We start from the raw sequence: 13,738 nt of genomic DNA on the forward strand, positions 1-13,738 counted from the left end.
TTTGGCACGCTGTTGAGTTCTCAAGGAACGGACGCTTCCTTCGGACCGCCTTCCAGCGGACCCTCCGGGCTTCGTTCTTTCGTGTTTCCAGCTTACCAGATGTTTTCCGCTCCGTTTCCGGGGCTTCGTTCATCCAACTCGCCGGTGTCTTCCGGGGCTTGACGCCCCGTCCGACGTTTCAAACTCTAGCCGATCCCTGCCCCGAAAGGCGAATCGGCCGCAATCCGATAAAACGAGCACCCCGAATAAGGACCGAGCCGCGACGCAGACATGCGAACGCAACCCAGCCCGAACCTGGGAAGTGGTGTTTCAGAGGATTGGCCGCCCCGGGGGCCGTCCGCGCTGATGCGTGTCCGGTGCTCCCTGTCAGGCAACTCGAAGAACACTAGACCTCTGGGATGACCGAGTCAAGGCCCGCAAGCGAATTTTCGGCGACCTCCTCCGCCGGCAGGTGGAAGGCCAGGACGGCGACGTCGTCGTCGTGCTCCGAGGTGACCCCCATCGCCCGCAGCAGGCGGGCGCAGATGACGTCGGGGGCACCGATCGCACCGGTCAGGGTGCGGGCCAGGAGGTCGAGGCCTTGGTCGATGTCCTCGTCGCGACGCTCGACCAGGCCGTCCGTATAGAGGACACCGGTCGTGCCGGGGAGCAGTCGCAGGGTGTGGGAGACGTGCATGCCGCCTCCGGTGCCGAGCGGCGGGCCGTTCTGTTCCTCGCTGCGCAGGATGGTGCCGTCGGGGCAGCGCAGCAGGATCGGGAGGTGGCCGGCCGAGGCGTAGGAGAGGGTGCGGCGCTCCGGGTCCCAGACGGCGTAGGTGCAGGTGGCGATCTGGTTGGCGTCGATCTCCATGGCGAGGCCGTCGAGCAGGCGCATCACCTCGTGCGGCGGCAGGTCGAGGCGGGCGTAGGCGCGGACCGCGGTGCGCAGCTGGCCCATGACGGCCGCTGCCCGCAGTCCGCGGCCCATGACGTCGCCGATGACGAGTGCCGTGCGGCCGCCGTCGATGGCGATGACGTCGTACCAGTCGCCGCCGACGGCCGCCTCGGCGCCGCCGGGCTGGTAGGTGGCGGCGACCCGCAGGTCGGCGGGCTGGTCGAGCTTCTGCGGGAGCAGACTGCGCTGGAGGGTGACGGCGGCCTCGCGCTGGCGGCGTTCGGCTTCGCGGAGACGGGCGGCGGCGAGGACCTGGTCGGTGACCTCGGCGGCGAAGATCAGGACGCCGGCGGGCGCGCCCTCGGCGGGAGCGTCGGTGGTGTCGCCGGAGCCGAGCGGGACGCAGGACACGTTGTAGTAGCGGTTGCCGGTGAGGCCGAGGATGCAGCGGGCCTTGACGCTGCGCGGGCGGCCGCCGCGGATGACCTGGTCCATCAGGGGCAGGACGCCCATGGTCCCGAGTTCCGGGAGTGCCTCGCCCGCGGGCAGGCCGGTGGGGCGTTCGCCGAACAGTTCGCGGTAGGCGCGGTTGGCGTAGCCGAGCTGGTGGAGCGGGCCGTAGGTGACGGCGACCGGGGCGGGGATGCGGTTGAGGACCTCGCGCAGGTTCTGGGGTCTGTGGGGGTCGAGGAGCTCGGCGGCGCTGGTGGGGCCGATCGGGTCACGGGGGCCGGGCACGACGACGCCGTCGGCGGCGGAGGGCGCGCCCTCGGCGGTGCCGACCCCGCTGGTCGGGGTGGCACGCCAGGGGGCTCCGGTGAGCCGGGCGCTCCAACGCATCAGGTTCAAACGACGGCCGCTTCCTCGTTTTCCAGGCATATCATCACTTTTTGTGTACACGGCAGTACACGGGGTAATGACCAGGTCGGGCTGATCCTGTCAGGCAGAGGCCTGGTTTCGGAAGTCGCGCGTCCGGCGTGGCCGTCCGATCGGCCTCCGGGCCGTGCCGGCGGGGGCCGTCAGCGGGGCGCATCCGGTCCGGCGTCGGACGGTCGTCCGAGCTTGGGGTCGAACCCCTTCTCGAAAGCCGAACGCGGGTGCTCCATCGCACCCAGCGAGACCACCTCGCGGGAGAACACCCCGCCCAGCACCCAGTCCATCAGCACCCGGACGCGGCGCTCCGCGCTCGGCAGCCGCCGCAGGTGCCTCGCCCGGTGCAGCCACCACGCCCGTCGGCCGGTGAGCTTGCCGCCCCGCCGGGTGTGCGCGACGGCCCGGTGCGGGCCGAGGGAGGTCGAGCACGCCGCGGGGCCGGGCTCGTACCGGGCCAGGCCCGGTGCGTGCGGCCCGCCGTCCAGGGCCACCGCGATGTTGCGGGCGAGCAGCGCGGCCTCGGCGAAGGCGTGCTGGGCGTTGGGCGCGCAGGGGGCGCCGTCCGCGTTCGGATCCGGTACGGCCGCGCAGTCGCCGGCCGCCCAGACACCGGGCAGCGCGCGCCCGTCCGGTCCGACCGCCTGCAGGGTGGACAGACAGCGGACCCGGCCGAGGGTGTCCAGCGGCAGGTCGGTGTCGCGCAGCAGCGGGGACGGCCGGACGCCGGCCGTCCAGACGAGGGTGCGGGCGCCGAAGCGGCTGCCGTCGGAGAGCGCGACGACCCGGTCGACGGCGGACTCCAGGGTGGTGCGCAGGCGGATGTCGACGCCGCGTTCGCGCAGCTCGCCGAGGGTGTGCTCGGCGAGCTCGGGCGACTCCTCGGCGAGGATCCGGTCGGTCGCCTCGACCAGCACCCAGCGCAGGTCCTCCGCGCGGACGTTGTGGTAGCCGCGGACGGCGGTGCGGACCATGTCCTCCAGCTCCGCGAGCGCCCCGACGCCCGCGTAGCCGGCGCCGACGAAGACGAAGGTGAGCGCGGACTGGCGCAGCGCCGGGTCGCGGGTGGCGGAGGCGAGGTCGAGCTGCTCCAGGACGTGGTTGCGCAGGCCGACCGCCTCGCCGACGGTGGAGAAGCCGAGGCCGTGTTCGGCGAGGCCCGGCACCGGTGCCGTCCGGGAGACCGAGCCGGGGGCCACCACCAGGACGTCGTAGGGGAGTTCGATCGGCGCGGGGGGCTCGCCGGGGCTCGCGGCGTCGGCCAGGGCGCGCCGGGCGGCGTGTTCGATCCGGGTGATCCGGGCGGTGAGCACCCGGCAGTCCGGCAGGACCCGGCGCAGCGGGACGACCACGTGTCTCGGGTCGATCGAACCGGCCGCGACCTCGGCCAGCAGCGGGTGGTAGGTGAAGTAGGCCTGGGGTTCGACCACGGTGATCTCCACCTCGCCGCGTCGCAGCCGCTCCCGCAGGCCGCGCTGGAGGTGGAGTGCGGTGGCCGTGCCGGCGCAACCGCCGCCGGCGATCAGGATCCTGATGGTGCACCTCCTGCCGATGTGACGTTTCGTCCCGGCCCCGCGGCCGGGGGTGTCCCCCCATCACGCCCCCCTATGAAGGACCGGCGGAGGTGGTCTTGTCCACAGTCCGTACGGGGCTGGTTGCGACGCGAGTGGCTGTCGTGGCCAGTTGTGCTTCCTGGGCGACTTTCTGACGCACTTTCGGCCGCGAAGAGCCGTGAACTATGGTCGGATTGTGTACCGGGGCGGCTGTCGCCATGACAATCGGCGGCGACGCACCGTGGAGCGGCCACTACGGCCAGTTCCAGCGTTGGCGTGAGAACCCGACTGGGGGACAGTCATCCGGGGAAGGGTAGTTCCCGGACAGGGCCCCGGACGGTGCCGACGCGCCGAGCCGGACATGGACCCGGCCCGGCGGCACGAAACCGTGGTCACCGGAACGGGACGGGCGGCACGAGCGATGGTTCATCAGGTCATTTCTGACGGGCTGAGCTGCACCGGGGGGTGCAGGGGCGGGCGACGACAGGGTCCGGATTCGGACGCCTGCGGGGGAGAGTTGGGATGATGGAACAGGAGCAGGTGTTGGGGCGGGCGGGTGCGCCACAGGCCGGACCGGGCATGGTGCCCGAACAACGCGGCCCGGTGGACCTGCCGGCGCAGGCCGGGATGGCGCAGGCCGGGATGTTCCAGGGCGCCGCGCCGTACCGGACCGAGCCCGCGCAGGCCGCGCCGCCGGTGCCGGGGGCCCGGCTGCGGGTGGACGCCCGGCGGAACCTGGAGAGCGTGCTGCGGGCGGCCCGCGAGGTGTTCGGCGAGTTCGGCTACGGCGCGCCGATGGAGGAGGTCGCGCGCCGGGCCGGGGTCGGGGTCGGCACCGTCTACCGGCGCTTCCCGAGCAAGGAGGTGCTGGTCCAGCGGATCGCCGCCGAGGAGGTGGCATGGCTGACCGCGCAGGCGCGCGAGTCGCTGTACGGCGGCGACGGTGCCTGGGAGTCGCTGGCCGGCTACCTGGCCCGCGCGGTGAGCAGTGGAGCCGGGCGGCTGCTGCCGCCGGAGGCGTTCCGGTACGCGGAGGAGCTGGGCCGGGTGCCCCACCAGCGGGTGCCGGAACCGCCCGCGGTGGTCCGCTTCGACCTGCGCGGCGAGGAGGCCCGTTCCGGCGGAGCGGTCGAGCCGTCGGCCGCCGACGCCGATCCCCGGCTGCTGCTCCAGCTGCTGGCCGCGCTGGTGGCGCGGGCCGGTGCGGCGGGCGAACTGCGGCCGGGCGTCACGGTGTCGGACGTGGTGCTGGTGCTGACCGCTTCGGTGCCGGTGCACGCGGCCCGCCCGTCGGTCTCGACGCCGACGGCGGGTGGCTTCTCGCCGGTTGCTCCGCAGACGGACGGTCAGTCGCTCGCCGGGCCCGCGGACCGGCTGCTGCAGATCCTGCTGGACGGTCTGCGGGCACGCTGACACCCGACGACGGGCGCGGACGCCGCGCTTGGCGGGCAGGGGAGTTGGGCGGATCACCGGCGCGCGGGACAGGAGCGCGCGCCGGGAGCGGGTGTCGCACGACCCGGCGCAGCACGCTGGGCGAACACATCCGCGACGGCCCCACGGAAGAGTGGGGAACGGCCGGTCCGGCTACCGCCCGTCCCTGCGCTATGCCATCCTTTGCCCGTGGTTGGAGCCAATGTCCCGATGCGCGCCCTTCGCGCGCCGTCGGCGCCGTACGCCGGGGAACGGTGCGCCTACGCACTCCCGCGCGCCCTGCCACACTACGGGGGCTGTCGTGGAATCTGGGGTCCGTTGTGAGCGCCGAGGAACAGAACGACTACGGGTACGGCCTCGACTTCGGAGGCTTCTCCGGTAGCACCGCCGAAGGGTCCGCCGCAGGCTCCGGCGGGGTCGGCGGTGCGAGCGGGATCGGCAACCCCGGCGGGATCGGCGGTGCCGGCGGGATCGGCGGATCGGCCCAAGTGCCGGGCGCCGCACCGGGTTCCGCAGCCGGACACGTCCCCGACCAGGCCGGGATGCCCAGCCGCGAGTCGCTCTCCGCCTCCGCCGCCGCGTTGCCCTCCGGCCGGGTGCCCGGCCAGGCCCCGGCGGGCCGCGGCGGCGTCGCCCCCGAGGCCTTCGTCGGCGAGCAGTTCGGCGGCAGCCGGCCCGCTCGGCCGACCGTACCCGCGCCCGCCGACCCGGTGGACGGCGAGCGCCCGCCCTCCGACGCCGAGTTGACCGCCCGAGTGCGGGCCGGCGACGACACCGCGTACGAGGAGATCTACCGCCGGCACGCCGAATCGGTCCGCCGCTACGCGCGCACCTGCTGCCGGGACAGCTTCACCGCCGAGGACCTCGCCGGCGAGGTCTTCGCCCGCACCCTGCAGGCGCTGCGGGCGGGCAGGGGACCGGAGTTCGCCGTCCGCGCCTACCTGCTCACCGCCGTGCGCAACGTCGCCGCCGCCTGGCACCGCAGCGAACGGCGCGAGCAACTCGTGGACGACTTCGCCGTCTTCGCACAGACCTCGGCCGCCGTGGCCGGCCCCGACCTGGCCGACCCGGGCGCCGACGCCTGGGCTATGGCGATGTGCGACCAGCGGATGGTCATGCAGGCCTACGCCGAACTGCCCGAGGACGACCGGGTGGTGCTCTGGCACACCGAGGTCGAGCGGGAGTCCCCCAAGACCGTCGCGGTGATGCTCGGCAAGACCGCCAACGCCACCGCCGTCCAGGCCCACCGGGCCCGCGACCGGCTCGCTGCCGCGTTCCTGCAGGCGCACGTCTCCGGCAGCCAGGACCGGGCGTGCGAGGCGTACGCGAACCGGCTCGGCGCGTACGCGCGCGGCTCGCTGCGCAAGCGGGCCTCGGCGGAGGTCGGACGGCACCTCAAGGAGTGCGACCGCTGTACGGCGGCCTGCCTGGAACTGACCGAGATCAACACCGGCCTGCGCGCGCTGCTGCCCGGCGGCGTGCTCGTCTGGGTCGGGGTCGGCGGGTTCAGCGCCGCCGCGGCCGCCGTCGGCGGTGTCGCCGCGGTCGGCGGGGCGGCGGCGGGCACGGCGGCCGCGACCGCCGGGTCCTCGGGCACGGCGGCCGGGACCGCGGGTGCCGCCGGGTCCGTCGGTGCCACGGGTTCGGGCGGAGCCGCGGGTTCGGGCGGAGCCGCGGGCGGAGGGGCCGCGGGGGCCGGTGCGGCCTCCGGTGGGCACGCGGCCGCCGCGGTCGGCGAGGGCCTGGGCGCCGCCGCCAAGGCCGGGATCGCCGCCGCCGTCGCGGTGGCCGCGGCCGCCGTCGCCGCGTACGCGCTGACCGGATCTCCCGAGCCGGCTCCCCCGGCAGCCGCTCCCCCGGCCGTCAGCGCCCCGGCTGCCCCTTCCCCGGCCGCGCCCTCCCCGGTGCCGGCCGCGCCCGCACCCGCCCCGCCCCCGGCACCCGCGCCCAGCAGCGCCGCGCCGGAGCCTGAGCAGCCCGCGCCGAGCCCCAGCGCGAAGCCGCCCGTCGAACCCGCCCCGGCACCGCCCGCCGCCCGGGCGCCCAGGCCCGCCCCGGCCGCGCCCAGTAGCCCGGCGGCCCCGAAACCGACCGTCGCGCCCCCGGTCGTGCCCGAGCCGACCCTGCCGCCGGTGCCCACGCCCGAACCGCCCGTCGTCCCGACACCCACCCCGCCGCCGGTGCCGACCCCGACCGTCACCCCGCCCTCGCCGCCCGCGCCCACCGACTTCTGGGCCGACTCGCTGCCCGTGGTCAAGCCCGGCCACAACCGGGTGCCGCCGCCCCAGCCGAGCATCCGGCAGAAGGGCAGCGACAACTTCTGGCAGCGCAGCAGCGGCTGGATCGGCGGCGACCACCACCCGCACGTCCTCACCGTGCGCGCCCCGGCGACCACCCTGATCGACCTCAACCGCAGCTGCACGTCGTTCGACGCGGTGGCGGGGGTGGACGACGTCACGCTCACGCCCGGCGGGGTGGTCTTCTCCGTCGAGGGCGGCGACGGCCGGACCCTGTGGCGCTCCCGGGCGCTCGCCGTCGGCGACGACGCGGTGCCGGTGCACGTGCCGCTGACCGGGCAGAAGTCGATCCGGCTGGTGGTCACGCCGGCGAACGGGATCTGGTCGGCGCTGAACGTCGCGGACTGGGCCGAGGCCCGCTTCAGGTGCTCCTGACACAGGTGCTCCTGCAGCGGGCCCCGGGCTCCGCGCGGGTGGCGCGCGGAGGTCAGACGGCGCAGGAGCCGTCCGCGCAGGCCTCCCCGGCCGGGGCGACCTGCACCGGGGCGGGCCGGCGCTCGCCGATCTCGGCGGCGACCTGGTCCAGCACCTTGCGGAAGGTCCCGGCGTCCTGACCGCCCTGGACCGCCCACTTGCCCTCGAACACGAAGGTGGGGACGGCGGAGATCCCCAGCTCCCGGCCCTCGGCCAGCTGGGCATGGACCTCGGCGGTGCCCTCGTCCCCCGCCAGGTAGGCCGTCACCCGCTCCCGGTCCAGGCCGACCGCCACGGCGACGTCGACCAGCGCGGCGCGGTCCCCGACGTCGACGCCGTCGGTGAAGTGCGCCTTGAGCAGCGCCTCCTTCAGTCGGCCCTGGACCTCCGGGCCGTACTCGGACTCGGCGAGGTGCAGCAGCCGGTGGCCCAGGAAGGTGTTGGCGTGCAGTGCGGCGTCGAAGTCGTACGCGATGCCCTCGGCGAGGCCCAGCTCGGCCACCCGGGCGTCCATCGCCACGGACTGCGGACCGTAGCGCTCGGCCAGCCAGGCGCGGTGCGGGCTCGCCGTCGTGGGGGCGTCCGGGACCAGCTGGTACGGACGGTAGACGACCTCGACCTGCTCCTTGCCCGGGAAGTCCGCGAGGGCCTCCTCGAAGCGGCGCTTGCCGATGTAGCACCAGGGGCAGGCGATGTCGGACCAGATCTCGACCTTCATGCGGGGTCTCCAGGGGGCGTCTTGTCAGATGTGTACGAGATGGGTGAACGATGAACCATCTCGGTACATTCCCGACAACTCCCTGACCTGCCGGTTCAGCCGGCCGGCGGCGCCGGGACCACCAGAACCGGGCATGCCGCGTGGTGCACCATCGCCGAACTCACCGAGCCCAGCAGCAGCCGGGCGAACCCACCGTTGCCCCGGGTGCCGACCACCAGCGTGTGCTGCCGGGGCGCCGCCTCCAGCAACACCTCGATGACGTTGCCCAGCACCACGTGCAGCGACATCTCCCCCGCGTACGGCGCCGGGCGCTGCCGCTGCACGGCGGCCACCGAGCGGCGCAGCCCGTCCGCCGTGCTCTCGACCAGCGTCTCCACGCTCTCCTGCACCAGCTCCGCCATCCCCGGCGGATAGCCGGCCGGCGCCGGGTTCACCACGGCCAGCACGTACAGCGGCAGGCCGAACAGCTCCGCCTCCGTCATCGCCCGGTCCAGCGCCCACAGCGACCCGTCCGACCCGTCGCACGCCGCCAGCACCCCGGCCGGCCGGCCGGCCGGCGGCCGCCCGAGCACCGACAGCACCACGGGCACGTCCCGCCCCGCGCTCCCACCGGCCACCGCACACCCTCCTCGCCCCGGATCCACACCCCCGCCATCATGGGTGCCCGGACGACGCCGCCGCCGCAACCGCGCCGAGAGAAGGCCGCGGGTCGACGGGCACGGCCCGGGCGGGCGGCGGCGGCGGGGCGCGGAGGCCGCCCCGCCGGGTCAGGGGGTGAGGGCGGGGGGTTGGGGGTGGGGGAGGCCGGTCCAGCAGGCGCCGTGGCGCCGGGCGCGGACGCGGCGCAGCCAGAGTTCGGTGGAGACGAGGTCGGCGAGGCCGGCGAGGGCGGCGGGGGAGAGCGGGGAGTCCGGGTCCGCGGAGTGGGCGAGGCCGGCGCGGACGGCGGGGAGGTCGATGAGGCCGGCTTCGGCGAGGAGGGGGGCGTCGAAGAGTTCGGCGAGGCCGTCGGCGGCGAGGCGCAGGCCGGCGCGGGCGGGGGCGGTGCGGTCGGGGCGGGGGCTGCGGCCCCAGTCGGGGGGCAGGTCGGTGCGGCCGGCGCCGGTGAGCACGGCGTGCAGGAGGGCGTGCCGGGCGCCGGGCTGGAGGCGGACGTCGTCGGGGAGGAGACGGGCGGCGCGGACGACCTGGTTGTCGAGGAAGGGCGCGTGCAGCCGTTGGCCGGGCTGTTCGGCAGCGTGCACGAGCGTGCGGAAGGAGCGTGCCTGGCGGTAGAGGGCGTGCCGGGCGCGGTGCGCGCCGGGGCGTTCGTCGGGCGCCGGTTTGCGCGCCGCCAGGCGGAGTCTCAGGGCCACGGAGGAGAGCGCCTCGTCGGAGAGCCAGCGGGCGGCCGGCCCGGGCACGCACCAGGCGAGGTCGACGGCCGAGCGGCTCCCCGCCGTCCCGCCGCCGTCCGGGACGTGCCGGGCGGTCAGTTTGGCGGCGGCCTCGTCCAGTGCCTCGGCGTAGCCGACCCGGGAGAGCCGGTGCGCGGCGCGGACCACGGTGAGCGGCGTGCGCAGCGCGCCGGCCAGGACGCCCGCGACGGCCCGGTCGGCCCCGGCCAGCGCGGCGACCGGGGGCAGGAGTTCGCGCGGGCGGCCGGACCGGAGGAGGTCGGCGAGGCGGGCCGGGTGGCCGTCGAGGACCTGGCGGGCTCCGTAGCCGGTGAGGTGGTCGGTGCCGCCGGCGTCGAAGCGGACTTCGGCGCGGGCGGCGGCGACGAGTTCGGGTCCGGGCTCGTCGGTGAGCCGGCCGGCCTGCGGGTCGGTGCGCAGTCCGGCGTACGGGAGGGTGTCGGGGCCGGGGTCCAGCACGGTGTGCCGCAGTCGCGGGGTGTCGGGGGCGAGCGCGAGGGTGGCCGGGGGCTCGGTCTCGCCGAGCGTGACGGCGGCCAACTGCTCGGGCGCGGCGGGTTCCCGGACGGCGGCCCGGGCCCAGGAACCCTTGACCGCGCCGTTCCTGGCGCCGGGGACCCCGGCTGCCCCCGCGGCTCCCGGCAGCCCTGCGGCCCCCGGCGCCCTCGGGGCCGGGACGGTCGCGGCGGGCACCGGCGGCAGCGGTACGGCGGCGGCGAGCAGGGCGACGGTGGCGGAGGCGGTGCCGTACGAGAGGTCGACGCCGAGCCGGGGCCGCCCCGCGGGGTCGAGGACCTGCGCGGTGGTCCGGACCCGGGAGCGGACGGATTCCAGCAGGGCGCGGGTGAGTTCGCGGACGGCGGGCGCCTCGTCGCGGGGCTGTTCGGCGGCGGCCGGGTCGTCGTAGCCGGACAGGTACGGGCGGCCGCCGCGGATCCCGAGCACGTGGCCGGGCGGCACCTGCTGGACACCCAGGTACGGCGTTCCGGTGCCGAGCGCCTCGGGGGACTCGGGACAGGCGAGCCGGGCGGCGAGGTGGCCGGTGTCCAGGGCGGCGCCGACCAGGTCGGCCAGCGGGAGGGCGGCGGTGGCGTACGCCGTGCCGGCGCCCCAGGGGGTGTGGAAGACCGGCTGGGCGCCGGCGAGGTCGGTGAGCAGCAGGGTGGAGCGGGTGCCGGCGCGCAGCACGACGGTGTAGCTGCCGGGCCAGGCGGTGAGGTGGCGGACGGCGCCGCCGCGGGCGGCCGCGAGGCCGGCGGCGAGCTCGGCGTCGGTGGCGCCGCAGTGGCCGAGGACGGCGAGCCGGGTGGTGGCGGGGGTGTCCTCGACCGGGTCGGGGGCGGTGGGGCCGGTGCTGACCGCGGCGGGGGCGCCGGGGCGGAGGGTGACCAGGCGGATCTCCTCGGGGCGCCAGTCGCCGACGGCCCAGAGCGGGTCGGGGCCGGTCCACAGCGGGCGCGCGGCGATCGGCGCGACCGTGCCGGGCGTCTCGTGTGCGGGCGCGCCCGCCCGGGGCGCGCCCGTGCACCAGCCCGTCAGCCACCGCATCGCGCCTCCACCGGACGAGGACCTGCATCCGCGCGGCGCGCCGAACGCCGGGTGGGTGTGCCGTGGCGGCCCGCGCGTCCCGACGTGCCCCCGCAGCTCGATGCGCCGTCAGGGGACATCGTGCCACCGCTCGGCGTCGCTGTGGCCGGTGTTGCGGGTTCCGCTTCGGTGGCGGCCTGCCGACGGCGGGGCGGATCCGCGCGGGGGAGCAGACCGGCGGCGCGACGGAGCCGGGCGCGAGAGCCGGCCGACGGGCGCGGCGAACCGGGCGCGAGAGCCGACCGGCGGCGCGGCGGAACCGGGCGGAGCGGCCCGCGGCTGCGGGGTGGGGCCGGGCGGGCCGGGCCTTCCCCTCCGTGGCCCGGGCCGCCCGCGGGCCGCCTTGGCATGGGCATCGCGAGATGGCCGAAAGGCGTCGCCCGGCCCGGGAGGGCATCCGCATGCCCTCCCGGACTTCACCGCCGCCCGCGGGGATTGAGGCGGCGGCATCCCCCGGCCCGCCGGGTCCTCGACGGCGGGCCGACCCACGACCACCAGCGAATCGCCGACCAGCCGGTGCGGCCAGGGGGCACGGCCGGGCGCACGTGAACACGGGACCGGAGCACGACGCTCCGGCGCGCGGCGCGATCGGCCGGATCCGAGTGGTCCGGACCAACCCCCGTGCGGCGCCGCCGAGTGCGCGATCCCGCCATCCGGAATGCGACCTCTTAACCGTCGGAACGCGTCCGACTACTCTAGGTACAGCAGCTACGGCCCGGTGCCGCCCGGGCCCCGCGCACAAGGCCGCAGGAGGTGCCGCCGCCACCATGACCGTCAGCCCACGTGGACCGAACGAACGGCTCGGCACGCTCCTGACCCTCGCCCAGATCAGCAACGCCGGACTGGCCCGCCGGGTCAACGACCTCGGTGCCCAGCGCGGGCTGACCCTGCGGTACGACAAGACCTCGGTGGCCCGGTGGGTCAGCAAGGGCATGGTCCCGCAGGGGCCCGTCCCGCACCTGATCGCCACCGCGATCGGCGGCAAGCTCGGCCGGCCCGTCCCGCTGGAGGAGATCGGCCTGGGCGACACCGACCCGGCGCCCGAACTCGGCCTGGCCTTCCCGCGCGACGTCGCCGAGGCCGTCCGCTCCGCCACCGACCTGTGGCGGGTCGACCTCGACCTGCGCCGGGGCCCCGGCGGCGGCCGGTGGAGCGACAGCCTGGCCGGCACCTTCTCGGTCGCCGCCTACGCGACGCCCGTCTCCCGCTGGCTGATCACCCCGGCGGACGGCTCGGTGGCCCGCGAGGTGCCGCGCTCCCCCAGCGACACGTCCTCCTACCGGGTCGGCCACTCGGACGCGGCCAAGCTCCGCGAGGCCGCCCAGGAGGCCCGCCGCTGGGACTCCAAGTACGGCGGCGGGGACTGGCGTTCGTCGATGGTGCCGGAGTGCCTGCGGGTGGAGGCGGCGCCGCTGCTGTTGGCCTCGTACAGCGACGCGGTCGGCCGGGCGCTGTTCGGCGCGACGGCCGAACTGACCAGGCTGGCCGGGTGGATGGCGTTCGACACCGGGCAGCACGAGGCCGCCCAGCGGTACTACATCCAGGCCCTGCGGCTCGCCCGCGCCGCCGCCGACGTGCCGCTCGGCGGCTACGTGCTGGCCTCGATGAGCCTGCAGGCCGGCTACCGGGGCTTCGCCGAGGAGGCGGTGGACCTGGCGCAGGCCGCCCTGGAACGCAACCGGGGCCTGGCCACCGCCCGCACGATGAGCTTCTTCCACCTGGTGGAGGCGCGGGCCCAGGCCAAGGCCCGCAACGCGGCGGCGTGTGCGACGGCGCTCGGGGCGGCGGAGAGCGCACTCGAACGAGCGCGCGCCGGGGATCCCGATCCGGCGTGGATCGACTTCTACGCCTACGACCGGCTCGCCGCCGACGCCGCCGAGTGCTTCCGTGACCTCGGAGTGCCCTCCAAGGTGCGGCAGTTCACCCGCGAGGCACTGGCCAAGCCCACCGAGGGCTTCGTCCGCTCGCACGGCCTGCGGCTGGTGGTCTCGGCGATGGCCGAGGCCGAGGCGGGCAACCTGGACGCCGCGGTCGCCGCCGGCGAACGCGCCGTCGAGGTGGCCGGCCGGATCTCCTCGCAGCGCAGCCGGGAGTACGTGGTGGAGATGCTGCGGCGCCTGGAACCGTTCCAGGGCGAACGCCGGGTGCGGGAGTTGGCCGAGCGGGCGCGGGCGGTGATCGTCGCTCCGGCTTGAGGAGCGCCGGGCGAGCCTGGCCGTGCACCGGCCGGGCCTGACGGTAAATGAGGTGCGCCTGCGAGAGGGGCCTGGCTAAGGTCTCTCTTGTCCAGGTGCGCAGGCAGAGGTTACTTCCAACTCCTAATTGGGCAGGTCGCGGGTTCGAATCCCGTCATCGGCTTCGGGCCGGTGTAGCTCAGTGGCCAGAGCAGCTTCGTCACCTCAGCCGTCCTTGAACTCTGGACACCCATACGTGAATAGTTCGTCCGCACCTCCCGGTGCGACGGCAGCGGTTACTTCGGTCGAGTGCCCCCCGTGGGCGCGTTGAAGCTGAGTTCCATCGACCGCGGCCACCTTTGATCTCGGGAGGCAGTGCGCTTCGGAGTGCCCGGTGCGCAGGCGGGGGTTACTTCGGATCTT

7 protein-coding genes and 1 pseudogene are annotated in these 13,738 nt (G+C 75.8%); 3 read left to right on the forward strand and 5 right to left on the reverse strand.

All coding sequences use genetic code 11. The features are described 5' to 3' along the window. Positions 1-442 precede the first annotated feature (442 nt). Positions 443-1,723, reverse strand: a pseudogene (locus ABTY56_RS32750) (PP2C family protein-serine/threonine phosphatase); the annotation flags it as partial. Positions 1,724-1,893: 170 nt separating this feature from the next. Further along, entirely contained in the window at positions 1,894-3,297 is a 1,404-nt protein-coding gene (locus tag ABTY56_RS32755) for an NAD(P)/FAD-dependent oxidoreductase (RefSeq protein ID WP_350633048.1), read from the reverse strand. 642 nt (positions 3,298-3,939) lie between these two features. Here ABTY56_RS32755 and ABTY56_RS32760 point away from each other — a divergent pair. Further along, positions 3,940-4,710, forward strand: coding sequence for a TetR/AcrR family transcriptional regulator (locus ABTY56_RS32760; RefSeq protein ID WP_502893235.1), 771 nt, complete (start codon positions 3,940-3,942; stop codon positions 4,708-4,710). A gap of 338 nt (positions 4,711-5,048) precedes the next feature. Further along, complete coding sequence (locus ABTY56_RS32765; RefSeq protein WP_350633010.1) at positions 5,049-7,400, forward strand: sigma-70 family RNA polymerase sigma factor; 2,352 nt, start codon at positions 5,049-5,051, stop codon at positions 7,398-7,400. Between the two features lie 52 nt (positions 7,401-7,452). Here ABTY56_RS32765 and ABTY56_RS32770 read toward each other — a convergent pair whose 3' ends face one another. The 3 genes from ABTY56_RS32770 to ABTY56_RS32780 form a co-directional block, all read right to left on the reverse strand. Beyond that, positions 7,453-8,157, reverse strand: a complete 705-nt coding sequence (locus tag ABTY56_RS32770) for a DsbA family oxidoreductase (protein ID WP_350633011.1) — start codon at positions 8,155-8,157, stop codon at positions 7,453-7,455. Between the two features lie 95 nt (positions 8,158-8,252). Next, entirely contained in the window at positions 8,253-8,774 is a 522-nt protein-coding gene (locus ABTY56_RS32775) for a universal stress protein (protein WP_350633012.1), read from the reverse strand. 150 nt (positions 8,775-8,924) lie between these two features. Next, on the reverse strand, positions 8,925-11,102 hold the full coding sequence (locus ABTY56_RS32780) for an asparagine synthase-related protein (RefSeq protein WP_350633013.1): 2,178 nt from the start codon (positions 11,100-11,102) through the stop codon (positions 8,925-8,927). An 806-nt stretch (positions 11,103-11,908) separates the two neighbouring features. Between ABTY56_RS32780 and ABTY56_RS32785 the strand changes: the two genes are divergently transcribed. Next, entirely contained in the window at positions 11,909-13,336 is a 1,428-nt protein-coding gene (locus tag ABTY56_RS32785; RefSeq protein WP_350633014.1) for an NsdA family TPR-like regulatory protein, read from the forward strand. The last annotated feature ends 402 nt before the right edge of the window (positions 13,337-13,738 follow it).

It is taken from the genome of Kitasatospora sp. NPDC097691, assembly GCF_040302665.1.
Taxonomy (GTDB): Bacteria; Actinomycetota; Actinomycetes; order Streptomycetales; family Streptomycetaceae; genus Kitasatospora.

Coding starts and splice junctions, on each gene's coding strand:
- ABTY56_RS32760 (WP_502893235.1), top strand. CDS start 3,940: ATGTTCCAGGGCGCCGCGCCGTACCGGACCGAGCCCGCGCAGGCCGCG.
- ABTY56_RS32770 (WP_350633011.1), bottom strand. CDS start 8,157: ATGAAGGTCGAGATCTGGTCCGACATCGCCTGCCCCTGGTGCTACATC.
- ABTY56_RS32780 (WP_350633013.1), bottom strand. CDS start 11,102: ATGCGGTGGCTGACGGGCTGGTGCACGGGCGCGCCCCGGGCGGGCGCG.
- ABTY56_RS32785 (WP_350633014.1), top strand. CDS start 11,909: ATGACCGTCAGCCCACGTGGACCGAACGAACGGCTCGGCACGCTCCTG.